Here is a 24,079-nt window from a genome sequence, read left to right on the forward strand (position 1 = left end):
AAGAAGTAGTTCGCTTGAGGAGACGCACATGACGACCACGCCCGAACTCGCCCCGACCGCCACGTCCAGCCTGATCACCACCCTGCCCGGCACCTCCTACACCGACCCGGAGACCTTCCGGCAGGAGCAGGAGAAGATCTTCGAGCGGCTGTGGTTCTGCGCCGTGCGCAGCGCCGACCTGGACAGGCCCGGTGCCTTCCGCACCGTGCAGGTCGGCCGGGAGAACGTCCTGATCACCCGCAACCGCCGCGGCGAACTGCGGGCCTTCCTGAACATCTGCCGGCACCGCGGCGCCCGCCTGTGCACCGAGGAGTCCGGCGAGGCCCGCCGCAACCTCCAGTGCCCCTACCACGCCTGGACCTACGACTTCGACGGCAAGCTCATCGCGGCGCCCAACCTGACGTCGATGCCGGACATCGACCGCACCGAGCGCGGCCTGGTCACCGTCCCGCTGCGCGAGTGGCTCGGCTACGCCTGGGTCTGCCTGGCCGACGAGCCGCCGTCCTTCGAGGACACGGTGATCGGCGCGGCCGTCGAGCGGCTCGGCGACGCCGCCTCCATCGAGCGGTACCGCACCGAGGGCCTGGCCCTGGGCAAGCGCATCACCTACGACGTGGCGGCCAACTGGAAGCTCATCATCGAGAACTTCATGGAGTGCTACCACTGCGCCACCATCCACCCCGAACTCACCGACGTACTCCCGGAGTTCGCGGACGGCTTCGCCGCGCAGTACTACGTCGGGCACGGCGCTGAATTCGCGCCGGAGGCCGAGGGCTTCACGGTCGACGGCAAGGGCGGCTTCGGCCGGCTCCCCGAGATCGCGGAGGACCAGGACCGCCGGTACTACGCGATCACGGTCCGGCCGCAGGTCTTCGTCAACCTCGTGCCCGACCACGTCATCGTCCACCGGATGTTCCCGATGGCCGCCGACCGCACGGTCGTGGAGTGCGACTGGCTCTACCTCCCCGAGGTCGTCGAGTCCGGCGCCGACATCTCCACCTCCGTCGAGCTGTTCCACCGCGTCAACCAGCAGGACTTCGAAGCGTGCGAGCGGACCCAGCCGGCGATGGACTCGCGCGCCTACCGGGACGGCGGCGTCCTCGTGCCGAGTGAGCACCACATCGGGGCCTTCCACCAGTGGGTCACCGAGCAACTGGAGGACAAGCGTGCCTGACCTGTACATCGACGGGCGGTGGCAGTCGGCCGCCGCCGGCGCCACCCGCGAGATCCGCTGCCCCGCCGACCAGAGCCTCGTCGCGGTGGTCGACGAGGGCGACGCAACGGACGCCGACCGGGCCGTCGCCGCGGCTCGCCGCGCCTTCGACACCGGCCCCTGGCCGCACACCACCGCAGCTCAGCGCGGCGCCAAGCTGCTGCGCGTCGCCGACCTCCTGGAGCGCGACAAGGCGATCCTCGCCCGCGCCGAATCGCTCGACACCGGCAAACGGCTGGTGGAGAGCGAGCTCGACATGGACGACATCGCCGCCTGCTTCCGGTACTTCGGGCGTCTGATCACCGAGGAGGGGGACGCGGGCCGGGTGGTCGACGCGGGCAGCGCCACGGTCGAGAGCCGCGTCGTGCACGAGCCGGTGGGCGTCTGCGCGCTGATCACGCCGTGGAACTATCCGCTGCTGCAGACCGCCTGGAAGGTCGCCCCGGCCCTCGCCGCCGGCAACACCTTCGTACTCAAGCCCAGCGAGCTCACCCCGCACACCGCGATCCATCTGATGCGGCTGCTCGCCGAGGCGGGCCTGCCGGACGGCGTGGCCAACCTCGTCCTCGGTACCGGGCCGGAGGCGGGCGCCCCGCTCACCGTCCACCCCGACGTGGACCTGGTCTCCTTCACCGGTGGCCTGGCCACCGGAAAGCGGATCGCGGCCGCCGCGGCCGCTACGGTCAAGAACGTCGCCCTCGAACTCGGCGGCAAGAACCCCAACGTCGTCTTCGCCGACGCCGACTTCGAGGCGGCCGTCGACTACGCCCTGACCGCGATCTTCCTGCACTCCGGGCAGGTCTGCTCGGCCGGCGCCCGGCTGCTGGTCGAGGACTCCCTGCACGACCGTTTCGTCGACGAGGTAGTGCGCCGGGCCCGGGAGATCCGGCTCGGCGGCCCCTTCGACCCGGAGGCCCGTACCGGCCCGCTGATCTCCGCGGCGCACCGGGAGAAGGTCGAGGCGTACGTCGCCACTGGGCTCGCCGAGGGCGCCGTGCTGCGCTGCGGCGGCGCCCGCCCCGACGACCCGGCCCTCGCGGACGGCTTCCACTATCTGCCGACCGTCCTGGACGACTGCACGGCCGACATGTCGGTGGTGCGCGAGGAATCCTTCGGCCCGGTCCTCACCGTCGAGCGCTTCACCGACGAGGACGAGGCGGTACGGCTCGCCAACGACACCGTCTACGGGCTGGCCGGCGCGGTGTGGACCACCGACCCGGCACGCGCCGACCGGGTCGCGGCCCGGCTGCGGCTCGGCACCGTATGGATCAACGACTTCCACCCCTATCTGCCGCAGGCGGAGTGGGGCGGTTTCAAGCAGTCCGGTACCGGCCGCGAGCTGGGCCCCACCGGTCTCGCCGAATACCGCGAGCACAAGCACGTCTGGCGCAACACCGCCCCGAAAGCGCTCCACTGGTTCGACTGATCCGAACGGATCGACCGGTTCGACTGAGGAGAAATGCTCTTGACGGATTCCCGAGCAGAAAGACCACCGCACGACGCACCACCAGCACAGGACGACGACGGTCTCGCGGACTTCGGCTACCGCCCCGAACTCAAACGGACCCTCGGCAACTTCCACACCTTCGCCGCCGGCATCAGCTACATCTCCATCCTGACCGGCACCTTCCAGCTCTTCTACTTCGGTTACGGGCACGGCGGTCCCGCCTACTGGTGGTCCTGGCCGATGGTCTTCGCCGGCCAGCTCATGATCGCGCTGTCCTTCGCCGAGCTGGCCGCCCGCCACCCCGTCGCGGGCTCGGTCTACAACTGGGCCAAACGGCTGGGCAATCCGCACATCGGCTGGCTGGCCGGCTGGATGATGCTGGTCGCCTCGATCGTCTCGCTGTCCGCCGTGGCCCTCGCCTACCAGCTCACGCTCCCGCAGATCTCCCCCGCCTTCCAGTTCATCGGGGACGGCACCGGGCGCTACGACGTCGCCACCAACGGCGTCGTCCTCGCCGGGGTACTGATCCTCTTCACCACCCTCGTCAACGCCTTCGGCGTGAAGCTGATGGCCCGCATCAACACCGCGGGCGTCTTCATCGAGCTGGTCGCCACCGTCGTGCTGATCGTGCTCTTCGCCGTGCACGTGGTGCGCGGGCCCGACGTGGTGCTGGAGACCCACCACGCGGGTGACGGCCAGAGCTTCGGCTACCTCGGCGCGTTCCTCACCGCCTCGCTCGCCTCCGCGTACGTCATGTACGGCTTCGACACCGCGGCCTCGCTCGGCGAGGAGTCCCTGGACCCCTCCCGCAACGCGCCCCGCGCCATCCTCCGCGCCCTGCTCGCCTCCTTCGTGCTCGGCGGCCTGATCCTGCTGCTCGCCCTGATGAGCGTCGGCAGCCTGAACGGCGAGGGGCTGTCCACCGACGGGCTGCAGTACATCGTCCTGGACGTGCTCGGCGACACCGTCGGCAAGGCGATGCTGTGGTGCGTCCTGATCGCCGTCACCGTCTGCGCGCTGGCCGTGCACACCGCCGCCATCCGGCTGGCCTTCGCGATGTCCCGGGACAACAACCTGCCCGCCGCCTCGCTGCTCGCCCGGGTCAGCCCGCGCTTCCAGACCCCGGTCCTGCCGGCCGTGATCGTCGGTGTGCTCTCGCTGGCCGTGCTGCTGATCAACATCCGTCAGCCGCAGATCTTCTCCGTCGTCACCAGCATCGGCATCATCATGATCTACGGCGCGTATCTGCTGGTCACCGTGCCGATGCTGATCGCCCGGCTGCGCGGCCGCTGGCAGCCGGCCCCCGGCCGCTTCACCCTCGGCCGCTGGGGACTGCCGGTCAACATCCTCGCCGTCCTCTGGGGCGCCGGCATGATGATCAACCTCGCCTGGCCCCGCACAGCCGTCTACAACGCGGCCCCGCCGTACCACTGGTACCTGCGCTGGGGCGCCGTCCTCTTCGTGGGCGCCGTCGCCCTCGGCGGCTTCGCGTACTACTGGTTCATCCAGCGCCACCGCACGGGCGTGCTCGCCGAACATGCGGCCCGGAACGAAGCCGAATCCGACACCACAAGGAGCACTCCGACCCATGTCCACTGAAGAGTTCGACTATGTCATCGTCGGCGGCGGCACCGCGGGCAACGTCGTGGCCGCCCGCCTCAGCGAGGACCCCACGGTGACGGTGTGCGTCCTGGAGGCCGGCCCCTCCGACGTCGGTGACGACAACGTGCTGCGCCTGGAACGCTGGATGGGCCTGCTGGAGTCCGGCTACGACTGGGACTACCCGGTCGAGCCCCAGGAGAGCGGCAACAGCTTCATGCGGCACGCCCGCGCCCGCGTCCTCGGCGGCTGTTCCTCGCACAACTCCTGTATCGCCTTCTGGGCCCCGGCCGAGGACCTCGACGCCTGGGAAGCGGGCGGCTGTACGGGCTGGGGCGCGAAGGACACCTTCCCGCTCTACCAGCGCCTGGAGTCCAACGACGCGCCCGGCGACCACCACGGCCGCTCCGGCCCGGTCACCCTGCGCACCATCAAGGGCGCCGACCCCTGCGGCTCGGCGCTGCTCGCCGCCTGCGCCGAACAGGGCATCCCCACCACCCCGTTCAACACCGGTAGGACCGTGATACGCGGCGCCAACTGGTTCCAGATCAACTCCGACGAGAACAACATCCGCCAGTCCTCGTCCGTCGCCTACCTCCACCCCATCCTCGGCCGCCGCCCCAACCTGGAGGTGCGTACCGGCGTCCGCGCCAAGCAGCTGCTGATCGACGCGGACCGCCGCTGCACCGGCGCCACCTACCTCGACCCCGACCTGATCCACACCCGTACCGTCCGCGCCCGCCGCGAGGTCATCGTCTCCTGCGGCGCCATCGACACCCCCAAGCTGCTGATGCTCTCCGGCATCGGCCCGGCCGCCCATCTGCGCGAGACCGGCGTGGACGTCCTCGTCGACTCGCCCGGCGTCGGCGAGAACCTCCAGGACCACCCCGAGGGCGTCATCATGTGGGACGCCAAGCAGCCCATGGTGACCAGCTCCAACCAGTGGTGGGAGATCGGCATCTTCGCCGACACCGAAGAGGGCCTGGACCGCCCGGACCTGATGTTCCACTACGGTTCCGTGCCGTTCGACATGAACACCGCACGGCACGGCTACCCGACGTCCGAGAACGCCTTCTGCCTCACCCCGAACGTCACCCGCGCCCGCTCCCGCGGCACGGTCCGGCTGCGCACCCGCGACTTCCGCGACAAGCCGAAGGTCGACCCCCGCTACTTCACCCACGAGCACGACGTACGGGTGATGACGTACGGGCTGCGCCTCGCCCGCGAGATCGCCGCGCAGCCCGCGCTGGCGGACTGGGCGGGCGCCGAACTCGCCCCGGGCCCGGACGTGCGCACCGACGACGAGCTGCTGGACTACATCACCAAGACCCACAACACCGTCTACCACCCCGCCTGCACGGTGAAGATGGGCGCCGACGACGATGCCATGGCGCCGCTGGACGCCCGGCTGCGCGTGAAGGGCATCCAGGGGCTGCGCGTCGCGGACGGCTCGGTCATGCCGGAGCTGGTCACGGTCAACCCGTGCATCACCACGATGATGATCGGCGAGAAGTGCGCCGACCTGCTCAAGGAGGACCGCTAAGAAGACCCGCCGGCGGGCTTGCGGAACGGCGGCGGCGCCGTGCCGTCCACGACGGAGCGCGCCAGGTCGTGGAGGTTGCGCTGGTGCGCACGGGCGTACCGGCGCAGCTCCGCGAACGCCCCGTCCGTCGGGCAGCCGAACCGCTCGGCGAGCACCCCCTTGGCCTGCTCGATCACGATCCGGCTGCGCAGCGCCTGCTCCAGCTGCCGGGCGTGGTCACGGGTGCGCCGGTGCCGCAGGTGCAGCGCCGCGGCACCGGCGAGCGCCGGCACCGGCGCCGACCCGCCCGCCGGCTGCGGCGTGGCCACGTCGTGGTACAGCACCAGCGCGCCCAGCGGGGGCCCCGGCTGCGCACCTTCCGCGGCGTCGGGGCTTCCCCCGTATGCCACGTCGGCCAGCGGCACCGTGGTGACCAGCAATACCCCCAGCTCCCGCGCCCGCGCGGCGAACCGCGGCCAGCGGGCGGCCGCCGCGTCCTCCAGCGGCACCTCCTCCGCCGGAGCGCCCGCCAGGGTGTCCCGTACCGGGCCCTCGCCCAGCTGCTCCTCCAGCTCCCGCAGCAGCTCGGCCCGCGGGCCCGAACCGGCGGTGACCGGCGGCCGGCCGGCCAGCACGGCCACCGCGTCCGGGGCCGGCTCACCGCCCAGCAGCCGTATGTACTCGACGAGGGAAGCGGCGTGCGCGGCCGGCTCCCGGTCCTCGGGCGAGGCCAGATCCAGCAGCGCACGCGTCAGCAACCGCTCGCGCTCGGGCGTCGGGCGACCCGTGGGCGGACGGTGCGGAAGGTGAGCGGCGGTCGGGTCTGCCGCGTCCATGGCGACGCGCGGCAGCGGAAATGCCTCCATTCGGACAGTCAATGCCTGCGCGGGGCCCGCCGATATCCATTTTGCGTAGCATATGGACACCAAGCGCAGTCGGCTGCTCACTGCGCCAGGGCGACCAGGGACGAGAATCCGAGGGACGGGGGCGGCGATGCCGGGGGAGCGCGGCCGCAGCACAGAACGGCGGGCGCAGTGCGGCCCGCACACCTTCCGCACCGCCGACGTCGAGCGTGCCCGCGCCTGGATCGCCGAGGCGCTGTCCTACCCGGTGGTACTGAACCCCCTCACCGACCCCGCCGACTTCGGCTTCGCCATGAGCGCGCTGCGGCTGGGCCCCGTCACCTTCGCCACCGCGACCTACGGCGCCGACGTCCTCAGCCGGAGCGAGGGACTGGGCGTCGCGTACCACATCAACGTGCCGCGCAGCGGACAGGTGGTGCAGTCGCACCGCGGCGAGGTGTTCCGGGCCACCGCCACCGACGGCCGGGTCCCGGTCTTCGAACCGACCGGCGCCCTCACCGGCGAACTGGACGCCGAGGCCGAGGTGCTGGCCCTGAGCTTCGACCGGCAGGCGGTGGAGAGCACCCTGGAGGAGCACCTCGAACACCCCGTGCGGCCGCTGCGCTTCCCCGGCGGCCTGGACCCGCACCACGGCCGGGGACTCACCCTCGTCTCGCTGGCCCGCGGCCTCGCCGCCGAACTGACCGCGCCGACCGGCCTCCTGACCCATCCCGCGGTGGCCACCGGCCTCGCGGACGCGCTGCTCACCACGATGCTGTACGCCACCCCGCACCAGTACCGCGAAGAGCTCGCCGACCCGGCCACCCGCACCTGCCCGCGCCCGGTCAAGCGCGCCGTGGACGCCATGCAGGCCGACCCCGCGCACCCCTTCACCGTCCTGGAGCTGGCGCGGGTCGCCGGCGTCGCGCCGCGCTCCCTGCAGGCCGGCTTCCGGCAGCACCTGGAGACCACGCCGATGGCCTACCTGCGCCGGCTGCGGCTGGAGCGCGCCCACCGCGACCTGATCGACGCCGGTCCGGCCGTCTCGGTCACCGAGGTCGCGGGCCGCTGGGGCTTCACCCACCTGGGCCGCTTCGCCGCCGCCTACCAGGCCCGCTACGGCAAGCTTCCCTCCCAGGTGCACCGCCGCTGACCGCCTGCCGGACCGGGTTCATTTCCCCTGGTGGGCGTCGCGAGCCGCGTCGACGAAGGCTTCCAGCGTGGCCCAGTAGGGCGAGTAGGCGGCGTCGATCCGCTCCTCGGCAGCGGACCAGGCCGCCGAGCCGTCCTGGTCCCCGAGCGCATGGCGGATGGCCCTGTGGAACTCGCCCGTCGACCTCTGGACGGCGCGCGCCGCCTCGGCAGCGGCCGGCGGTCCCTCCAGTTCCACCACCCGCGCGCAGCGTCGTAGCGTCGCGTACTCCGTCAACTGCCGGTCACTCAGCTGCCGTAGCGCCGCGACACCGCTCGCCGTCCGCGGCTGCTGCAGCACGGCCGAGACCTCCCAGAACAACTCGCCCATCCGGTGCGTCTGTTCGATCAGGTCCAGGTAGGCGGTGCGGCGGCTCTCCCGGAGGCGTTCGCGGCGCTGGGAGTCGGCCGCGGTCTCGGCCTGGATGCGTGCCGCGCGGGTGGCGCCGCGGCTGGTGACCCAGCTGGCCAGTACGGCGGTGGCGCCGGTGACCGCGGCGATCGACAGGGTCCACAGGGTGCTTTCGGCCATGGTCGGCAACGGTACCGGCCGGTCCGGCGACCGTACCGGCCGGGCGGCGTGGCCACCCGACCGGTACGGTCCGTCCATGCCTGACGGCGCGTCAGCCGACGGAGACCGCCGACCAGGCCGCCGCCACCGCGTTCTGCTCGGCGCTGCCCGCGCCGTACAGGTCCTTCGCCGCGTTCAGCGTGGCCGTGCGGGCCGCGGCGTAGTTGGTCCCGGACGTCATGTAGACCGTCAGCGCCCGGTACCAGATCTTGCCGACCTTGTCCTTGCCGATGCCCTGCACCGTACTGCCGTCGCAGGTGGGGGAGTTGTGGGTGACCCCGCCGATGACCTTCTGGCCGCTGCCCTCGGCGAGCAGATACGCGAAGTGGTTGGCGACCCCGGACGAGTAGTGCACGTCGAGGTCCTTCACCTTGGAGTTCCAGCAGTCCGCGGACTTCGTGTCCTTGGACGGCTTGTCCATGTAGCGCAGCGCGGCCTGCCCGAAGTCCGGGCGGACGATCTTCTCTCCGATGAGGTAGTCACCGGGGTCGCTCGCGTTCTTCGCGGAGAACTCCACGAAGGTGCCGAAGATGTCGGAGGTCGCCTCGTTGAGGCCGCCGGACTCGCCGGAGTAGGTGAGGTTCGCGGTGGCCGCGGTGACGCCGTGGGACATCTCGTGCCCGGCGACGTCGAGCGAGACCAGCGGCCCGAAGACCTTGCCGTCGCCGTCCCCGTACGTCATGCAGAAGCAGCTGTCGTCCCAGAAGGCGTTGTTGTAGCCGCTGCCGTAGTGCACGCGGTTGTACGAGCCCTTGCCGTCCCCGGCGATGCCGTTCCTGCCGTGCACGTTCTTGAAGTAGTCCCAGGTGGTGTCCGTGCCGTACTGGGCGTCCACCGCGGCCGAGGCGCGGTCGGCGGTGGTGCCGCTGCCCCAGTGGTTGTCCGCGTCGGTGAAGAGGGCGGCGGGGGCGCGGCCCCAGCAGATGCCGAGGATGCAGGAGTCCGTCTTGTTCTGCGCGTCCCCGGTGTAAGTCCCGCCGCGGGTGGCGTCCTTGAGCTGGTACGAGCTGCCGGACTGCGTGGTCTCCAGCGGCACGGTCCCGCCGTACAGCGACTTGCCGTCGCCGGTCACGGTCTCCAGCCGGTCCCAGGAGTCGATCGCCTTGCCGGTACGGGCGTTGGTGAGCACGACGTGTGCCGCGGGGTTGCCCCGCTCGTCCTGGCCGGCGGCGGTGGTCCGCCAGGCGAGCTGCGGGGCGCCGTGCAGCGCGTCGATGACCAGCAGCGGCTTGGCGGCGACCTTGCTCAGCGCGGTACCGGAGTTGGCGGCGCGCAGCGCCGAGGTGCCCAGCCCCGCGGCCTTCGTCGCGCTGATCAGGGGCTTGACGGTGGGGACGGCGAGGTCGCTGCGGGTGGCCCGGGAGGCGCCGCGGTAGTCGCCGTCGGGGGAGAGGTGGACGACCAGGTCGCCGCCGAGTACGGGGATGCCGCTGAAGGTCCGGTCGTAGCGGACGTGCCGGCTGCCGTCGGAGTCGATGACGACGTCGCGTACGGAGGTGTCCTGGCCGGCGGTGACGGCGAGTTGGGTGGCGTGCGCGGCGAGCGCGGCGTCGGCGCTGCGGACGGCTTCGGCGCGGTCGGGGGCCGGCCGGGTGGTGGCGGTGGCAGGCAGGGTGGCGGCGACCAGAGCGGCCGCCGCCGTGGCTATGACGCTGGTGGCGAGGCGCGTTCTCGATCTCATGGAACTCGATCTCATCGGACTCCTCGGGGGCGGCGGGGCAGCGGCCGGCACGTGTCCGGCGCGCTGAGGGCGAGTCACATTAAGCGTCCATGACAATGCACATGGGGCGTCCATGACAACGCCATGACAACAGGCTGTCCATACCCTGCCCACGACGGGCACATGCCCGGCACCGGTCCTACGCGTCGTCCCCTTCCAGGACGTACCGCGCCGGCTGCATCGTCCGCTCCGACGGCACGACCTGCGCCACCTGCTCCGCGATCTCCTTGACCCGCGGAGCGAGTTCCCCGATGCGCGCGTCGGGGAGGCGCACGGAGGGGACCTGTGGAGTACAGCGGGAAGCGCGCCCCCGGGTGCAGCTCGAAGCGGAGCGGCAGCGTCGACTGGAGATCGCCCCCGAGTCCGGTACCGCCCTGGCGGAACTGCCGGCGCGCGGGCTCAGGCCCCGATGATGCGCAGCGCGCCCCACAGGGCCACCACCGCGAGGGACAGCGCGGCGGGCACCGTGATCAGGCCGAGTCGGGTGAAGTCCTTGAGCACCACATCCGTGTCGTGCGCGTGCAGGATGCGTCGCCACAGGAGTGTGGCCAGGGATCCCGCGTAGGTGAGGTTCGGTCCGATGTTGACGCCGAGCAGGACCGCGAGCACGGCGCCGGGGCCGCTCGGGGCGGTGAGCGGGATCAGGACGAGTACCGCGGGCAGGTTGTTGATCACGTTGGCGAGTACGGCGGCCAGTGCGGCGACGCCGAGCAGTGCGGGCAGCGACGTGCTGTCGGGGACCAGACGGCCGAGCGCGTCGGCGAGCCCGTTGTCGACCACCGCGCGCACGACGATGCCGAGCGACAGCACGAAGGCGAGGAACGGCAGCGAGAGCGATCCCAGGACGGCGCGGACGGTGGTGCGGCGGCGGGCGAGCGTGCGGGCCGCGAGGACCAGCGCGCCGGCCGCCGCCGCCCACGCCGGGTCGATGCCGAGCGCGGAGGCGAGCACGAAACCGGCCAGCGTGCAGGCGACGGTGATCAGCGCGAACACGGGTACGGACGGGGGCTCCGCGGCTGCCGGCGGCATGGCGCCCGCATCCAGGTCGGCGGCGAAGTAACGGCGGAAGACCACGTACTCGGTACCGATGGCGACCAGCCACGGCAGCACCATCAGCGCGGCGAACCGGGTGAAGCTCAGCCCGCTCGCCGTGAAGGCGAGCAGGTTCGTGAGGTTGGAGACCGGGAGGAGGAGCGAGGCGGTGTTCGAGAGGTGCGTGCAGGCGTAGACGTGCGGGCGCGCGCGGGCGCCCAGCCGGGCGGCGGTGGCGAAGACGACGGGGGTGAGCAGTACGACGGTGGCGTCCAGGCTCAGTACCGCGGTGATCGCCGAGGCCAGGCCGAAGACGGCGGTCAGCAGCCGCCGGGGACTGCCCGCCGCCGCCCGCGCCATCCAGGCGCCGCACGCCTCGAAGAGCCCTTCGTCGGCGCACAGCCGAGCCAGCACCAGTACGGCCGCGAGGAAGCCGATCACGGGGCCGAGCCGCGCGGCCTCCTCGCGCGCGTGCGCCAGCGGGATCGCCCCGGTCGCGAGGACGATGCCGGCGGCCGGTACCGCGACGGCCGCCTCCGGCAGCCGGAACGGCCGTACGACCGCGCAGACGAGTACGACGACGAGCAGTGCCGCGGAGAGCGCTTCCGCGAAGGGGGTGTTCAGAGTCGGTCCTTTCCGGTCCGCAAGGGTCGGACAAATGTCGCAGAGTATGCGCTGGCCAGGCGTCATGGTGCAGGATGGGGGCAACGGGTGACGCCGAACGCGTGTCATGCCCCGTCAGGTTTGTATGTATATCCCTAGAATTGCTCGATGCAGATACCGCAGCTGCCCAGCGCCCTTGCGAGCGAGGTGATCCGGTGACCCGCCCCGACGCCACCGACGAACAGTGGGAGGGCCTCGCTGAGGTCGTCCCGCTGCGCGGCGGCCGCGAGTGGCCCTCGTGGCCCGACCACCGAGCCCTGCCCGACGACGAACCGAGCGAGGCGTCCCGCCGGTTCATCGTCATCCGCGTCCAGACCTTCGCCGACGCCCGCGAGGTCGCCGAGCACCTCATGGCCCAAGTGCCCGTGCTGCTCGACCTGAGCAGCGCCGACACGGATGTGGCCAAGCGCATCCTCGACTTCTCCAGCGGCGTCGTCTTCGGCATCGGCAGCGGTATGCACCGCGTCGACACCAACGTCTTCCTGCTCGCCCCGATCGGCACGGAGGTCGACGAACCGCGGGCCGGGGCGGCGCCGCGCCCGTAGGCGCAGCGCCGGCGTCCCCCATTCGTAGGAACGGCCGTCCGGCGTAACGGTTCTCCGGCGACCCGGCTCTCTAGCGTTCCCGGCATGGACCCCTGGAGCGGTACGGACGATGCGACGCCGGAGACTATGGCCGTGGGCGCGGCCCAGAGCGTCGAAGTGAGCGGCTCGCCCCACCCGGCCGAGGCGAGCGGGCCGACCCGCCCCCTCGTCACCGAGCTGCGCCTCTCCGCCTTCAAGTCGCACCGCGGCGCGACGTACCCGCTCGGGCCCCTCACGCTGCTCGCCGGGCCGAGCGGCAGCGGCAAGTCGAGCGTGCTGCAGGCGTACGGGCTGCTCGTCCGGCTCGGCGCCGGCGAGCCGCTGGACCGGGCGCTCGCCGCCGTACCGGGCGGCGCCGCGGCCTGCGTACCGGAGTGGGCCGCGCCGGACGCGCAGGGGCGGCGCGGCTTCCGCCTCGGCTGCACGGTCGACGGACCGGCCGGCCCGACCCGCCTCGACCTCGCCGTACAGACGGAACCGGAGCTGCGGATCGCCGGCGAACGGCTCACCGGCGGCGGACGGACGCTGTTCACCACCGCGCTCACCGACCCCGGCCGCCGCACGGTCCAGGCCGCGTGGCACACCGCCGGTGCCACACCCGTCACCCGCGCGCCGCTCCCCGACGACCGGCTGGGCACCGCACTGCTGCCGCTGCGCGTCGCGGGCACGACAGCGGGCCAGCGCCTGGTGCTGGCCGCCGCCGAACAAACCCTGATCGCCCTGCGCTCCTCCTTCCTCTGCGACCCGCGCCCCGAGGCGGTACGTGCGGTGGCCCGGGGCGCAGGCTCCGTGACGGGCACACCTTCAGGCGCGTCGGGCACTTCGAGTACGTCTTCGGGCGCGTCGGGCACTTCGGGTGCGTCTTCGGGTGCGCGCGTGGCTCAGCGGGCGGGCGTGGTGGACGCCCCCGAAGGCGCACGGCTGCGGTCGGACTGCGGCAATCTCGCCGCCGTACTGGAGCGCACCAGCCGGGAGTGCACCACCCGCCACGCGGCGCTCGTCGACGCGGTACGCGCCGGCTGCCCGGGCCCGGTACAGGGGCTCCGCGCGGAGCCCGGCGTACGGCGGGACGCGGGCCGGGCGGGCGACGTGCCGGCGGTCCGGGCCGTGCTGGAGCGGGGCGGCGCGCGCGGGGCGCTGCCCGTGGACTGGCTGGGCGACGGTGAACTGCGCTATCTCGCGCTGGCGCTGGTGCTGCTGACCGGCCCCGGCGTGCTGGCCGTCGACCCGGTGACCGAGGTGCTGCCGGCCCGTCAGGTGCTGACCGTGGTGGTGGACGGGCTGGACCGCTGCCTGGACGGGCGGCAGTCGGCCGAGCTGTTCGCGCTGGCCGTACGGATGGCGGCGCGCGGCCACGTCCGGCTGCTGGGGACGGTCACGGACGCCTCGGCCGCCGCCCGGCTGCCGGAGGTCGGGGTGCTACACCTGGGGGCATGAGTGAAGATCTTCAGACCTTGCAGCGCCGGCTGGCCGACTTCGCGGCGGCCCGGGACTGGCAGCAGTACCACACCCCGAAGAACCTCGCCGCGGCGCTCAGCGTCGAGGCGTCCGAACTGGTCGAGATTTTCCAGTGGCTGACGCCGGAGCAGTCCGCCAAGATCATGACCGACCCGGCGGCCGCGGCGCGGGTCGAGGACGAAGTGGCGGATGTGCTGGCGTACTTGCTCCAGTTCTGCGGCGTCCTGGGCATCGACGCGGCGGCCGCGCTCGCCGCGAAGATCGAGCGCAATGAGGAACGATTCCCCGCGAATCGCCCCGGCCGTCACTCTCCGGAGTGATGGATCTCGCAAACTCGCCTTAGTTGTCCACAGATTTGCGAATTACTCTAGCGCTTTCGGCGGTTCCAGTTCACTCTGGGTAGTGGCAGGTGTGCGCAAGGCAGCGGACGAGGCAAGGGAAGGGGTCGTGCATGGATGCGGTGCGGATCATCGCGGCCAGTCGGCACGGTCTGGCCCAGGCGCGGACGGTCCAGGACATCGTCATAGAGGCGTGGCAGGCGCAGGCCCTGGCGGAGGCGGTCGGCAGCCTCCTGGCGATATCGGGACCGTTCGAGGTGCGGGCCAAGGCGCGGAGGCTGGGCGAGGCGGGAGGCCGGTCGGGTGCAGCGGTGCTGTGTCCGGTGCCGAGATCGTACGGCCCCAGGGCGGCGCAGCTGTCCGAAGTCCAGGACAGCAAGCTCGCCTTGACGGACCTGTGCGGCCTGCTGGCCGAGGTCTGCGAGGCCCTGGTGAGCGTCGTCTGCGCGGCGGAGGAGGACGGCCTCTACTGGACCTGCGTGGAGGCAATGGACGCAGCCGACGAATCCCGCGACCGCGCCGCCGCGATCCTCAAGCAACTCCTGGTGCGTGACCGACCCCACGACCGGGACATGGCCTGACGGGGAGTCCGAGCCTGAGGCGAACCGGCCCGGAGGAGAAGTTCGGCCGCGGCGGGTGGCGGGCGGCGGACGGCGGGCGGCGGGTTGGTGAGTGGTGGGTTGGTGGGTGGTGGTGCGGGGGGTGGGGGGAGGGGAGGGGGAAGATAGGGGGATGGATCTGCGAATTTTTACTGAGCCGCAGCAGGGCGCCAGCTACGACACCCTCCTCACCGTCGCCAAGGCCACCGAGGACCTCGGCTTCGACGCGTTCTTCCGGTCGGATCACTATCTGCGGATGGGCGCGGCGGACGGGCTGCCCGGGCCCACCGACGCCTGGATCACGCTCGCCGGTCTCGCCCGCGAGACGAAGCGCATCCGCCTCGGCACGCTGATGACCGCCGGCACGTTCCGGCTGCCCGGCGTGCTCGCCATCCAGGTCGCGCAGGTGGACCAGATGTCCGGCGGCCGGGTCGAGCTGGGGCTGGGCGCGGGCTGGTTCGAGGAGGAGCACAAGGCGTACGGCATCCCGTTCCCCAAGGAGAAGTTCGCGCGGCTGGAGGAGCAGCTCGCGATCGTCACGGGGCTGTGGGAAACGCCGGTCGGCGAGGAGTTCTCGTACGACGGGACGTACTACCAGCTCGAGAAGTCCCCGGCGCTGCCGAAGCCCGCGCAGCGCAAGGTGCCGGTGCTGATCGGCGGGCACGGTGCGACGCGTACGCCGCGGCTGGCCGCGCGGTACGCCGACGAGTTCAACATCCCCTTCGCCTCCCTCGAGGACACCCAGCGGCAGTTCGGGCGGGTGCGGGCGGCGGCCGAGGCGATCGGCCGCAAGGGCGACGACCTGGTGTACTCCAACGCGCTGGTCGCCTGCGTGGGCAAGGACGACGCCGAGGTGGCGCGGCGCGCCGCGGCCATCGGGCGGGACGTGGCGGAGCTGAAGGCGAACGGCCTGGCGGGTTCGCCCGCCGAGGTGGTCGACAAGATCGGCCGGTACGCGGAGGCCGGGGCCTCCCGCTTCTACCTCCAGCTGCTGGACCTCGACGACCTGGACCACCTGGAGATCATCTCCTCGCAGGTACAGAGCCAGCTGAGCTGATCGCCCGGCCGAGCGAGGGAGCTGCGCGGCGGGCCTCTGGCCCCTCGGGACCCCAGGGGCCGCGCCGCACCCACCTTCCCCGATACCGAGTGATCATCGTCGAATCCGGCCAGGATGGAGGGATGGGATTCCATGTCGACTCAGAGGTCGGTCACCTCCGCCGGGTCATCCTGCACCGCCCCGACCTGGAGCTGAAGCGCCTCACCCCGTCCAACAAGGACGCACTGCTCTTCGACGACGTGCTGTGGGTGCGGCGCGCGCGGGCCGAGCACGACGCCTTCGCCGACACCCTGCGCGACCGCGGCGTCGAGGTACACCTCTTCGGGGATCTGCTGGCGGAGAGCCTGCGCATCCCGGAGGCGCGGGCGCTGGTGCTGGACCGGGTCTTCAACGAGAAGGAGTACGGGCCGCTGGCCACCGACCACCTCCGGACCGCGTTCGACGAGCTGCCGCTCGCGGAGCTGGTCGAGGCGCTGATCGGCGGGATGACCAAGCGGGAGTTCCTGGAACGCAACCCCGAGCCGACGTCGGTGCGGTTCCATGTGATGGATCTGGACGACTTCCTGCTGCCGCCGCTGCCGAACCATCTCTTCGCGCGGGACACCTCGGCGTGGGTGTACGACGGGGTGTCGGTGAACGCGATGCGCTGGCCCGCACGGCAGCGCGAGACGGTCCATTACGAGGCGATCTACCGGTACCACCCACTCTTCACGCACGAACGTTTCCACGTGTGGTCCGAGGGCCAGGCGGCGTATCCGTCCACGATCGAGGGCGGCGACGTGCTGGTGATCGGCAATGGCGCGGTGCTGATCGGGATGAGCGAGCGGACCACGCCGCAGGCGGTGGAGATGCTGGCCCGCGGGCTGTTCGCGGCCGGCTCCGCGGAGACGATCGTGGCGCTGGACATGCCCAAGCGGCGCGCTTTCATGCATCTGGACACGGTGATGACGATGGTGGACGGCGATACGTTCACGCAGTACGCGGGGCTGGGGATGCTGCGCTCGTACACGATCGAGCCGGGCGCGAGCGAGCAGGAGCTGAAGGTCACCGATCACCCGCCGGAGCACATGCACCGGGCGATCGCGGCGGCGCTCGGCCTGGACGGTGTGCGGGTGCTGACCGCGACGCAGGACGTGCACGCGGCGGAGCGCGAGCAGTGGGACGACGGCTGCAATGTGCTGGCGGTGGAGCCGGGGGTGGTGGTGGCGTACGAGCGAAACGTGACGACCAATACGTTTCTACGGAAGCGCGGGATCGAGGTGATCACGATCCCGGGGAGCGAGCTGGGGCGGGGCCGCGGCGGGCCGCGCTGCATGAGCTGTCCGGTGGAGCGGGACGGGATCGGGTGAGACGGCGGGCGGTCCCGGCTCGGTCCCGTGGCTCGTGGCTTGCGGCCCGTGGCTTGCGGCTCATTGAATAGGAATGCGTGTCGTCGTATACACTTCCATAATTCGACCGCAAGGACGCATCCGATGCGACCGCAAGACCGCGAAGTCGTACCCGACGCGGCCGCAAGGCCGTACCCGACCCGTTCACCGCGACCTAGGAGCCTGCCATGGCGATTGACCTCACGGGCCGCCATTTCCTCAAGGAGCTGGACTTCACCGCCGAGGAGTTCCGCCATCTGATCGACCTTGCGGCGGAGCTGAAGGCCGCGAAGCGCGCGGGCACCGAGGAGCAGCGGCTGAAGGGGCGCAACATCGCCCTGATCTTCGAGAAGACCTCCACCCGCACCCGCTGCTCCTTCGAGGTCGCGGCCGCCGACCAGGGCGCCCACACGACGTATCTGGACCCCTCCGGCTCGCAGATCGGGCACAAGGAGTCGGTGAAGGACACCGCTCGCGTGCTCGGCCGGATGTTCGACGGGATCGAGTACCGCGGCAGCGCCCAGGCGAACGTCGAGGAGCTGGCCGCGCACGCCGGCGTGCCCGTCTACAACGGCCTGACCGACGAGTGGCACCCCACCCAGATGCTCGCCGACGTACTCACCATGATCGAGCACAGCCCCGGCCGGGAGCTCACGGACCTGTCCTTCGCGTACCTCGGCGACGCCCGGTACAACATGGGCAACTCCTACCTGGTCACCGGCGCCCTGCTCGGCATGGACGTACGTATCGTGGCGCCGAAGAAGCTGTGGCCCGAGGAGTCGGTGATCGCCGGCGCCCGGAAGCTCGCGGAGCAGAGCGGCGCCCGGCTGACCCTCACCGAGGACGTCGCCGAAGGTGTGCGCGGCGCGGACTTCGTCGCCACCGACATCTGGGTGTCGATGGGCGAGCCGAAGGAGGTCTGGGACGAGCGGATCGCGCTGCTCAGCCCGCACGCCGTGACGATGGACGTGCTGCGCGCCACGGGCAAGGAGAACGTGAAGTTCCTGCACTGCCTGCCGGCCTTCCACGACCTCGGCACGGCCGTCGGCCGCGAGATCTACGCCCAGCACGGCCTGGAGTCGCTCGAGGTCACCGACGAGGTCTTCGAGTCCGAGCACTCCGTCGTCTTCGACGAGGCGGAGAACCGGATGCACACGATCAAGGCGGTCATGGTCGCGACGCTCGGACGCTGACCGTAGAGAAGACCGTAGAGAAGGCCGCAGAGGAGAACGCAGAGAAGGCCGCGGAGAAGGTCAGGGAAGGGCGCATAGAAATACGCCTCAATGGGCGATCATGCACCATTTCGGTTACCATCGAACCGAACTCAGGGGGACGGGCTCACCAGCCCGTCCCCTTCTCCGTGCCCGCCCACCCCGCCGGGCACGTCGTACCACCAGGAAGAGAACCACCCCATGTCCGCGTCCGGACTGCGCATCAAGTCCCCCGACCTGCTCGTCGCCGAATCCGGCGCGGATCTCGAAGGCCACGGCCTCAAGCGCACCATGGGCCTCTTCCAGCTCGTGTGCTTCGGTGTCGGCGCGATCGTCGGCACGGGCATCTTCGTCGGCCTGTCGGACACGGTCGCCGAGGCAGGCCCCGCCGTCGTCGTCTCCTTCGTGCTCGCCGCGATCACCTGCGTCTTCACCGCGTTCTCCTTCGCCGAGCTGGGCGGCGCGATCCCGGTGTCCGGCAGCTCGTACTCCTACGCGTACGCCACGCTCGGCGAGCGCACCGCCTTCCTCGTCGGCTGGTGCCTGCTGCTGGAGTACGGCGTGTCCGTCTCGGCGGTCTCGGTGGGCTGGGGCCAGTACCTCAACGAGCTGCTGGACAGCCTGGTCGGGTGGCAGCTGCCCGCCGCACTGTCCGCGCCGCCCGGTGACGGCGGCATCGTCAACGTCCCGGCCGTGGTCGTCATGCTGCTCGCCGCCACGCTCCTCGCGCGCGGCATCCGGGAGAGCGCCCGCGCCACCGCCGCGATGGCCGTCCTGAAAATCGGCGTACTGATCCTCTTCTGCGTGATCGCCTTCACCGCCTTCCAGGACGGCAACCTCTCGCCGTTCGCCGCGCAGGGCGCCGCCGGCATCACCTCCGGCGCCTCGCTCGCGTTCTTCTCGTACATCGGCTTCGACGCGGTCACCACGGCGGGCGAGGAGGTCAGGAACCCGCGGCGGAACGTCCCCGCCGCGATCCTGATCTGCATCGGCATCGTCACCGTGCTGTACTGCCTGGTCGCGCTCGCCGCGATCGGCGCGCTCTCCGCGGACGACGTCGCCGACAAGCCCGCCGCGCTCTCCCTGATCGTCGACCGGGTCACCGGCTCGGCACTGGGCGGCGGGATCATCGCCTTCGGCGCGGTGGTGGCCATCGCGTCGGTCGTCCTCGCGGTGATGTACGGCCAGACCCGCATCCTGATGTCCATGTCCCGGGACGGACTGATCCCGCGGGTGTTCGAACGGATCTCGCCGAAGACGTCGACGCCGGTCCGGGGCACCTGGATCGTCGCGGTCGTCTTCGCGGTCCCGGCCGCGGTGGTGCCGCTGGACGTGGTCATGAATCTGACCACCATCGGGACCCTCGCGGTCATGGCCGTGGTCAACGTCTGTGTCATGCGGCTGCGCCGCACCCGGCCCGACCTGCCGCGCCGCTTCCGGGTGCCGCTCTTCCCGCTCAGCCCGCTGCTCGGGGTCGCGTTCTGCCTGTACCTGATCTACGGCACGGGCCCGGCCACCTGGCTGCAGTTCGCCGCGTTCCTGGTGGTCGGGGCGCTGGTGTATGCGGTGTACGGGCGTCGGCATTCGCGGCTGGGGGGTGGTGCGGGGAAATCTGTGGCCGAAGTGCCGCCGAAGGGGTGAACTTCCCTGGCATGGGCCCCTCCCTCTCCCCAACCACCGGCGGTAAGGCCCCTCCCCCACCTCCACCGCACACCCCCGACCGTACCCACCCCGCCCGACACGCCTCAGCCCCTGTGGACAACCGCAGCCCTGTGGATAACCTCCGCCTCAAACTGACGGCTCCCCTCAAGCCGGCGGCTCCCCCTCAAGCCGGAACCACACTGCCTTGCCCTGTTCGGTCGGCCGGTAGCCGGAGTCCGCGCTGAGGGTGCGGATCAGCAGCAGCCCCCGGCCGCCCTCGTCCAGCAGATCCACCTCAGGGGGCGCGTCGTCGCCCAGCCCTTGGACCGGCGCCGGGTCGTTGTCGTGCACCTCCACGTGCTGGTGGCCGCTCGGCAGTACCTCGATGACCAGCTCGATCGGCTTGTCCCCGGGGGTGTGCTCGACGGCGTTGGCCACCAGTTCGCCGGTGAGCAGCTCGGCCGTGTCGCTGTCCGCCGCCACCCGCATGTCCGTGATCGCCATCCGGATCAGGGCACGCGCGATCGGCACCGCAGCAGTGGTGTGCGGCAGCGTGATCCGCCAGGACGACGGGGCGGCTGGCTCCGACAAGGTCCGGTTCCGTTCGCGGGGGCGTGATGTCCTCCTATAACGGTACGAACCTCCGGTGCGATCGGCTCATCACCGCTCGTGGCGATACCGCGCGGGAACGGGCGCACGTCCCATCGCGTACTCGTGATGCCTTATCGCGTACTCGTGACGGCGGTCACGCTTGCGTGATAACTTCCCGGGACGGGTAACGCCGGATACCGGCGGATACCGCCAGGCACCAGCCCTCCGGCTGAAGGGGGCACGACGCCCATGAGCCCGTTCACAGGTTCCGCGCACGCCACCGACGCATGGGAACACCTCCGCGTGACCAGGGAGGACGGGGTCGCCACCGTCACCCTCGCGCGCCCGGACACCCTCAACTCCCTCACCTTCGGCGCATACGCCGACCTCCGCGATCTGCTCGCCGAGCTCTCCCGCGAACGCGCCGTACGTGCCCTGGTGCTCGGCGGCGAGGGCCGCGGCTTCTGCTCCGGCGGCGACGTGGACGAGATCATCGGCGCCACGCTGGAGATGGACACCGGACAGCTGCTGGACTTCAACCGGATGACCGGTCAGGTCGTACGGGCGCTGCGGGAGTGCCCGTTCCCGGTGATCGCGGCCGTGCACGGCGTGGCCGCGGGGGCCGGCGCGGTCCTCGCGCTCGCCGCCGACTTCCGCGTCGCCGACCCCTCGGCGCGCTTCGCCTTCCTCTTCACCAAGGTCGGGCTCTCCGGCGGCGACATGGGCGCGGCCTACCTGCTGCCCCGCGTCGTCGGCCTCGGGCACGCCACCCGGCTGCTGATGCTGGGGGAGGCCGTGCGGGCCCCCGAGGCCGAGCGGATCGGGCTGATCAGCGAGCTGGCCGAGGAGGGGAAGGCGCACGAGGCGGCCGCCGCGCTGGCCCGCCGGCTCGCGGCCGGCCCGGCGCTCGCCCACGCCCAGACGAAGGCGCTGCTCACCGCCGAGCTGGACATGCCGCTCGCGGCGGCCGTCGAGATGGACGCGGCGACCCAGGCGCTGCTGATGAACAGTTCGGACTACGCGGAGTTCCACGCGGCGTTCACCGCCAAGCGCAGCCCGAAGTGGCAGGGGAAATGAGCCCCGGGGACGGGGCGCCGCCCGGCGGCCGGGTGGCCGTCATCGGGGGCGGTCCGGGTGGCCTGTACGCGGCGGTGCTGCTCAAGCGCCTGGATCCGGCCCGCGAGGTGACCGTCTGGGAGCGCAACGCGCCCGACGACACCTTCGGCTTCGGGGTGGTCCTCTCGGACGAGACCCTGGGCGGCATCGAGCAGGCCGACCCGGTCGTCCACGAGGCGCTGCGCCGCGAGTACGTGCGCTGGGACAACATCGACATCGCGCACCGCGGCCGCACCCTCACCTCCGGCGGCCACGGTTTCGCCGCCATCGGGCGGCGCCGCCTCCTCCAGCTGCTGCACGAGCGCTGCCGCGCGCTCGGGGTACGGCTGCGCTTCCGTACCGAGGCGCCGCCTGCCGCCGTCCTGGCCCGCGACCACGATCTGGTGATCGCCGCCGACGGCGTGCACAGCGCCACCCGCGGCGCGCACGCCGACGTCTTCCGCCCGCACCTGACCACACACCGCTGCCGCTACATCTGGCTCTCCGCCGACCTGGCCTTCGATGCCTTCCGCTTCGACATCGCCGAGACCGCGCACGGGGTGCTGCAGCTGCACGGATATCCGTACTCCCGCCCGTCACCCGACCACCGCCCCTCAACGAGGCCCTCCGGGCCGCCCTTGCCAGTCGGGGCCAGTACCGTCATCGTCGAGGCGCACGAGGACGTCTGGCGGCGGGCCGGCTGGGACGCCTGTCCGGTGGAGGAGTCCGTCGACCAATGCGCCAAGATCTTCGCGGACGCGCTGGGCGGCCGGCCGCTGCACGGCAACAACTCCGCCTGGACCGCCTTCCGTACGGTCACCAACGCCCGCTGGTCGCACGGCAACATCGTGCTGCTCGGTGACGCCGCGCACACCGCCCACTTCTCCATCGGCTCCGGCACCAAGCTCGCGGTCGAGGACGCGCTCGCGCTCGCCGCCTGCCTGCAGGAGCATGCGGCACTCCCCGACGCGCTCGCCGCGTACGAGGCCGAGCGCCGGCCCGTCGTCGAGTCCACCCAGCGTGCGGCGCGCGCCAGCCTGGAGTGGTTCGAGAACCTCCCGCAGTACGTCGATCAGTCGCCCCGCCGCTTCGCCTTCAACCTGCTCACGCGCAGCCGCCGGGTCACCCATGACAACCTCCGGCTGCGCGATCCCCGTTTCGTCGCCGCGGTCGAGGAGGAGGCCGGTGTGGCGCCCGGCACGCCGCCGATGTTCACGCCCTTCCGGCTCGCCGGGCTGACGCTGCGCAACCGTGTCGTCGTCTCCCCGATGGACATGTACAGCGCCGACGCCGACGGCACGCCGGGCGACTTCCACCTCGTCCATCTCGGCGCCCGGGCCCTGGGCGGCGCGGGCCTGGTGATGACGGAAATGGTCTGCGTCAGCCGCCAGGGCCGCATTACGCCGGCGTGCACGGGGTTGTACGCGCCGGAGCACGAGGCCGCCTGGCGCCGGGTCACCGATTTCGTGCACGGCGGCGCGCCCGGCACCGCGATCGGCGTCCAGCTCGGTCACTCGGGCCGCAAGGGCTCGACCCGGCTGATGTGGGAGGGCATCGACCAGCCGCTCCCGGAGGGCAACTGGCCGCTCGTCGCCGCCTCGCCGATCCCGTACCGCACGGGCGTCAACCAGATACCGCACGCGCTCACCACCGAGGAGCTGGCCGGCGTGCGCGAGGACTTCGTCCGCGCCGCCGAGCGTGCCGCGCGCGCCGGCTTCGACCTGCTCGAACTGCACTGCGCCCACGGCTATCTGCTCTCCGGCTTCCTCTCGCCGCTCACCAACCACCGCACCGACGCCTACGGCGGCGACCTCACCGCGCGGCTGCGCTTCCCGCTGGAGGTCTTCGACGCGGTACGCGCCGTCTGGCCGGCCGGGCGGCCCATGACGGTACGGATCTCCGCCACCGACTGGGCGGCGGGCGGCACCACCGCCGAGGACGCGGTGGAGATCGCGCGGGCCTTCGCCGCGCACGGAGCCGACGCGATCGACGTCTCCACGGGGCAGGTGGTCCCCGACGAGCGGCCCGCGTTCGGGCGCTCGTACCAGACGCCGTTCGCCGATCGCATCCGCAACGCGGTGCGAATCCCGGTGATCGCGGTCGGCGCCATCTCGTCCTGGGACGACGTCAATTCGCTGATTCTCGCGGGCCGTGCCGACCTGTGCGCGCTGGCCCGGCCGCATCTCTACGACCCGAACTGGACCCTGCACGCCGCCGCGGAACAGGGGTATTCCGGCCCCGGTGCGCCGTGGCCCGCGCCGTACCGGGCAGGCAGCCGCATCCCGCCGACGGGCCGCACGGACGGCCCCAAACAGCGGCTGACGCTGGGCGGATGATG

21 protein-coding genes are annotated in these 24,079 nt (G+C 71.7%); 15 read left to right on the top strand and 6 right to left on the bottom strand.

Going from position 1 to position 24,079, the window contains the following annotated elements:
* Positions 1-28: 28 nt before the first annotated feature.
* The 4 genes from IF04_RS0122845 to IF04_RS0122860 are packed head-to-tail and all read left to right on the top strand — an operon-like array spanning position 29 to position 5,802.
* Positions 29-1,174 (top strand): aromatic ring-hydroxylating oxygenase subunit alpha, encoded by a 1,146-nt coding sequence (locus IF04_RS0122845; protein ID WP_030261003.1) that lies wholly within the window; start codon positions 29-31, stop codon positions 1,172-1,174.
* A complete protein-coding gene (locus IF04_RS0122850; protein ID WP_030261006.1) occupies positions 1,167-2,639 on the top strand; it encodes an aldehyde dehydrogenase family protein in 1,473 nt (490 codons plus the stop codon). Before IF04_RS0122845 ends, IF04_RS0122850 begins: the two co-directional genes overlap by 8 nt.
* Before the next feature lie 39 nt (positions 2,640-2,678).
* Positions 2,679-4,259, top strand: a complete 1,581-nt coding sequence (locus IF04_RS0122855) for an APC family permease (protein WP_245654473.1) — start codon at positions 2,679-2,681, stop codon at positions 4,257-4,259.
* A complete protein-coding gene (locus IF04_RS0122860) occupies positions 4,249-5,802 on the top strand; it encodes a GMC family oxidoreductase (protein ID WP_030261011.1) in 1,554 nt (517 codons plus the stop codon). Before IF04_RS0122855 ends, IF04_RS0122860 begins: the two co-directional genes overlap by 11 nt.
* Here the strand turns inward: IF04_RS0122860 and IF04_RS39895 are convergent.
* Positions 5,799-6,647, bottom strand: a complete 849-nt coding sequence (locus tag IF04_RS39895) for an ANTAR domain-containing protein (RefSeq protein ID WP_051831472.1) — start codon at positions 6,645-6,647, stop codon at positions 5,799-5,801. The genes IF04_RS0122860 and IF04_RS39895 overlap by 4 nt on opposite strands.
* 127 nt (positions 6,648-6,774) lie before the next feature.
* On the opposite strand from IF04_RS39895, the gene IF04_RS0122870 reads away from it, so the two are divergent.
* Positions 6,775-7,776 (top strand): AraC family transcriptional regulator, encoded by a 1,002-nt coding sequence (locus IF04_RS0122870; RefSeq protein WP_051831473.1) that lies wholly within the window; start codon positions 6,775-6,777, stop codon positions 7,774-7,776.
* Between the two features lie 18 nt (positions 7,777-7,794).
* Here IF04_RS0122870 and IF04_RS0122875 read toward each other — a convergent pair whose 3' ends face one another.
* From IF04_RS0122875 to IF04_RS0122890, 4 genes are all read right to left on the bottom strand, one after another.
* The gene (locus IF04_RS0122875; protein WP_030261021.1) at positions 7,795-8,346 is read right to left on the bottom strand and encodes a hypothetical protein; all 552 of its coding nucleotides are present in this window, start codon (positions 8,344-8,346) and stop codon (positions 7,795-7,797) included.
* 91 nt (positions 8,347-8,437) lie between these two features.
* Complete coding sequence (locus IF04_RS0122880) at positions 8,438-10,066, bottom strand: M4 family metallopeptidase (RefSeq protein WP_245654474.1); 1,629 nt, start codon at positions 10,064-10,066, stop codon at positions 8,438-8,440.
* Between the two features lie 178 nt (positions 10,067-10,244).
* The gene (locus tag IF04_RS40135; RefSeq protein ID WP_281179687.1) at positions 10,245-10,379 is read right to left on the bottom strand and encodes a hypothetical protein; all 135 of its coding nucleotides are present in this window, start codon (positions 10,377-10,379) and stop codon (positions 10,245-10,247) included.
* 125 nt (positions 10,380-10,504) lie between these two features.
* Entirely contained in the window at positions 10,505-11,761 is a 1,257-nt protein-coding gene (locus IF04_RS0122890) for an SLC13 family permease (RefSeq protein ID WP_030261031.1), read from the bottom strand.
* A 194-nt stretch (positions 11,762-11,955) separates the two neighbouring features.
* On the opposite strand from IF04_RS0122890, the gene IF04_RS0122895 reads away from it, so the two are divergent.
* The 8 genes from IF04_RS0122895 (at position 11,956) to IF04_RS0122935 (ending at position 20,055) form a co-directional block, all read left to right on the top strand.
* Positions 11,956-12,345 carry a cell division protein SepF gene (locus IF04_RS0122895; protein ID WP_030261034.1) on the top strand — a complete coding sequence of 130 codons (390 nt, stop codon included), beginning with the start codon at positions 11,956-11,958 and terminating at the stop codon, positions 12,343-12,345.
* 126 nt (positions 12,346-12,471) lie between these two features.
* Positions 12,472-13,821, top strand: a complete 1,350-nt coding sequence (locus IF04_RS35985) for an AAA family ATPase (RefSeq protein WP_037960343.1) — start codon at positions 12,472-12,474, stop codon at positions 13,819-13,821.
* Positions 13,818-14,162, top strand: coding sequence for a nucleotide pyrophosphohydrolase (locus tag IF04_RS0122910; RefSeq protein ID WP_030261037.1), 345 nt, complete (start codon positions 13,818-13,820; stop codon positions 14,160-14,162). Before IF04_RS35985 ends, IF04_RS0122910 begins: the two co-directional genes overlap by 4 nt.
* Positions 14,163-14,293: 131 nt before the next feature.
* Entirely contained in the window at positions 14,294-14,761 is a 468-nt protein-coding gene (locus tag IF04_RS0122915; RefSeq protein ID WP_030261040.1) for a DUF6099 family protein, read from the top strand.
* A gap of 151 nt (positions 14,762-14,912) precedes the next feature.
* Complete coding sequence (locus IF04_RS0122920) at positions 14,913-15,836, top strand: LLM class F420-dependent oxidoreductase (protein ID WP_030261042.1); 924 nt, start codon at positions 14,913-14,915, stop codon at positions 15,834-15,836.
* Positions 15,837-15,958: 122 nt separating this feature from the next.
* Positions 15,959-17,185: an arginine deiminase gene (locus tag IF04_RS0122925; protein WP_030261045.1), complete on the top strand. Its 1,227-nt coding sequence runs from the start codon at positions 15,959-15,961 to the stop codon at positions 17,183-17,185.
* Between the two features lie 206 nt (positions 17,186-17,391).
* Positions 17,392-18,396: an ornithine carbamoyltransferase gene (argF, locus tag IF04_RS0122930; protein ID WP_030261048.1), complete on the top strand. Its 1,005-nt coding sequence runs from the start codon at positions 17,392-17,394 to the stop codon at positions 18,394-18,396.
* A 219-nt stretch (positions 18,397-18,615) separates the two neighbouring features.
* Entirely contained in the window at positions 18,616-20,055 is a 1,440-nt protein-coding gene (locus IF04_RS0122935) for an amino acid permease (RefSeq protein ID WP_030261051.1), read from the top strand.
* Between the two features lie 165 nt (positions 20,056-20,220).
* On the opposite strand, the gene IF04_RS0122940 is transcribed toward IF04_RS0122935, so the two are convergent.
* Positions 20,221-20,646 (bottom strand): ATP-binding protein, encoded by a 426-nt coding sequence (locus tag IF04_RS0122940; protein WP_030261058.1) that lies wholly within the window; start codon positions 20,644-20,646, stop codon positions 20,221-20,223.
* Positions 20,647-20,895: 249 nt separating this feature from the next.
* Between IF04_RS0122940 and IF04_RS0122945 the strand changes: the two genes are divergently transcribed.
* Positions 20,896-21,723 (top strand): enoyl-CoA hydratase family protein, encoded by an 828-nt coding sequence (locus tag IF04_RS0122945; RefSeq protein ID WP_030261060.1) that lies wholly within the window; start codon positions 20,896-20,898, stop codon positions 21,721-21,723.
* Positions 21,720-24,077: a bifunctional salicylyl-CoA 5-hydroxylase/oxidoreductase gene (locus IF04_RS0122950; protein WP_030261063.1), complete on the top strand. Its 2,358-nt coding sequence runs from the start codon at positions 21,720-21,722 to the stop codon at positions 24,075-24,077. The genes IF04_RS0122945 and IF04_RS0122950 overlap by 4 nt, the downstream gene beginning before the upstream one ends.
* The last annotated feature ends 2 nt before the right edge of the window (positions 24,078-24,079 follow it).

Origin of the sequence: Streptomyces violens (assembly GCF_000717745.1) — a bacterium.
Taxonomy (GTDB): Bacteria; Actinomycetota; Actinomycetes; order Streptomycetales; family Streptomycetaceae; genus Streptomyces; species Streptomyces violens.

Excerpts from the sequence above, each read along its gene's own strand:
- IF04_RS0122845 (WP_030261003.1), top strand. The coding sequence starts at position 29 with ATGACGACCACGCCCGAACTCGCCCCGACCGCCACGTCCAGCCTGATC.
- IF04_RS0122860 (WP_030261011.1), top strand. The coding sequence starts at position 4,249 with ATGTCCACTGAAGAGTTCGACTATGTCATCGTCGGCGGCGGCACCGCG.
- IF04_RS39895 (WP_051831472.1), bottom strand. The coding sequence starts at position 6,647 with ATGGAGGCATTTCCGCTGCCGCGCGTCGCCATGGACGCGGCAGACCCG.
- IF04_RS0122870 (WP_051831473.1), top strand. The coding sequence starts at position 6,775 with ATGCCGGGGGAGCGCGGCCGCAGCACAGAACGGCGGGCGCAGTGCGGC.
- IF04_RS0122875 (WP_030261021.1), bottom strand. The coding sequence starts at position 8,346 with ATGGCCGAAAGCACCCTGTGGACCCTGTCGATCGCCGCGGTCACCGGC.
- IF04_RS0122880 (WP_245654474.1), bottom strand. The coding sequence starts at position 10,066 with ATGAGATCGAGAACGCGCCTCGCCACCAGCGTCATAGCCACGGCGGCG.
- IF04_RS35985 (WP_037960343.1), top strand. The coding sequence starts at position 12,472 with ATGGCCGTGGGCGCGGCCCAGAGCGTCGAAGTGAGCGGCTCGCCCCAC.
- IF04_RS0122910 (WP_030261037.1), top strand. The coding sequence starts at position 13,818 with ATGAGTGAAGATCTTCAGACCTTGCAGCGCCGGCTGGCCGACTTCGCG.
- IF04_RS0122915 (WP_030261040.1), top strand. The coding sequence starts at position 14,294 with ATGGATGCGGTGCGGATCATCGCGGCCAGTCGGCACGGTCTGGCCCAG.
- IF04_RS0122920 (WP_030261042.1), top strand. The coding sequence starts at position 14,913 with ATGGATCTGCGAATTTTTACTGAGCCGCAGCAGGGCGCCAGCTACGAC.
- IF04_RS0122925 (WP_030261045.1), top strand. The coding sequence starts at position 15,959 with ATGGGATTCCATGTCGACTCAGAGGTCGGTCACCTCCGCCGGGTCATC.
- argF (WP_030261048.1), top strand. The coding sequence starts at position 17,392 with ATGGCGATTGACCTCACGGGCCGCCATTTCCTCAAGGAGCTGGACTTC.
- IF04_RS0122935 (WP_030261051.1), top strand. The coding sequence starts at position 18,616 with ATGTCCGCGTCCGGACTGCGCATCAAGTCCCCCGACCTGCTCGTCGCC.
- IF04_RS0122945 (WP_030261060.1), top strand. The coding sequence starts at position 20,896 with ATGAGCCCGTTCACAGGTTCCGCGCACGCCACCGACGCATGGGAACAC.
- IF04_RS0122950 (WP_030261063.1), top strand. The coding sequence starts at position 21,720 with ATGAGCCCCGGGGACGGGGCGCCGCCCGGCGGCCGGGTGGCCGTCATC.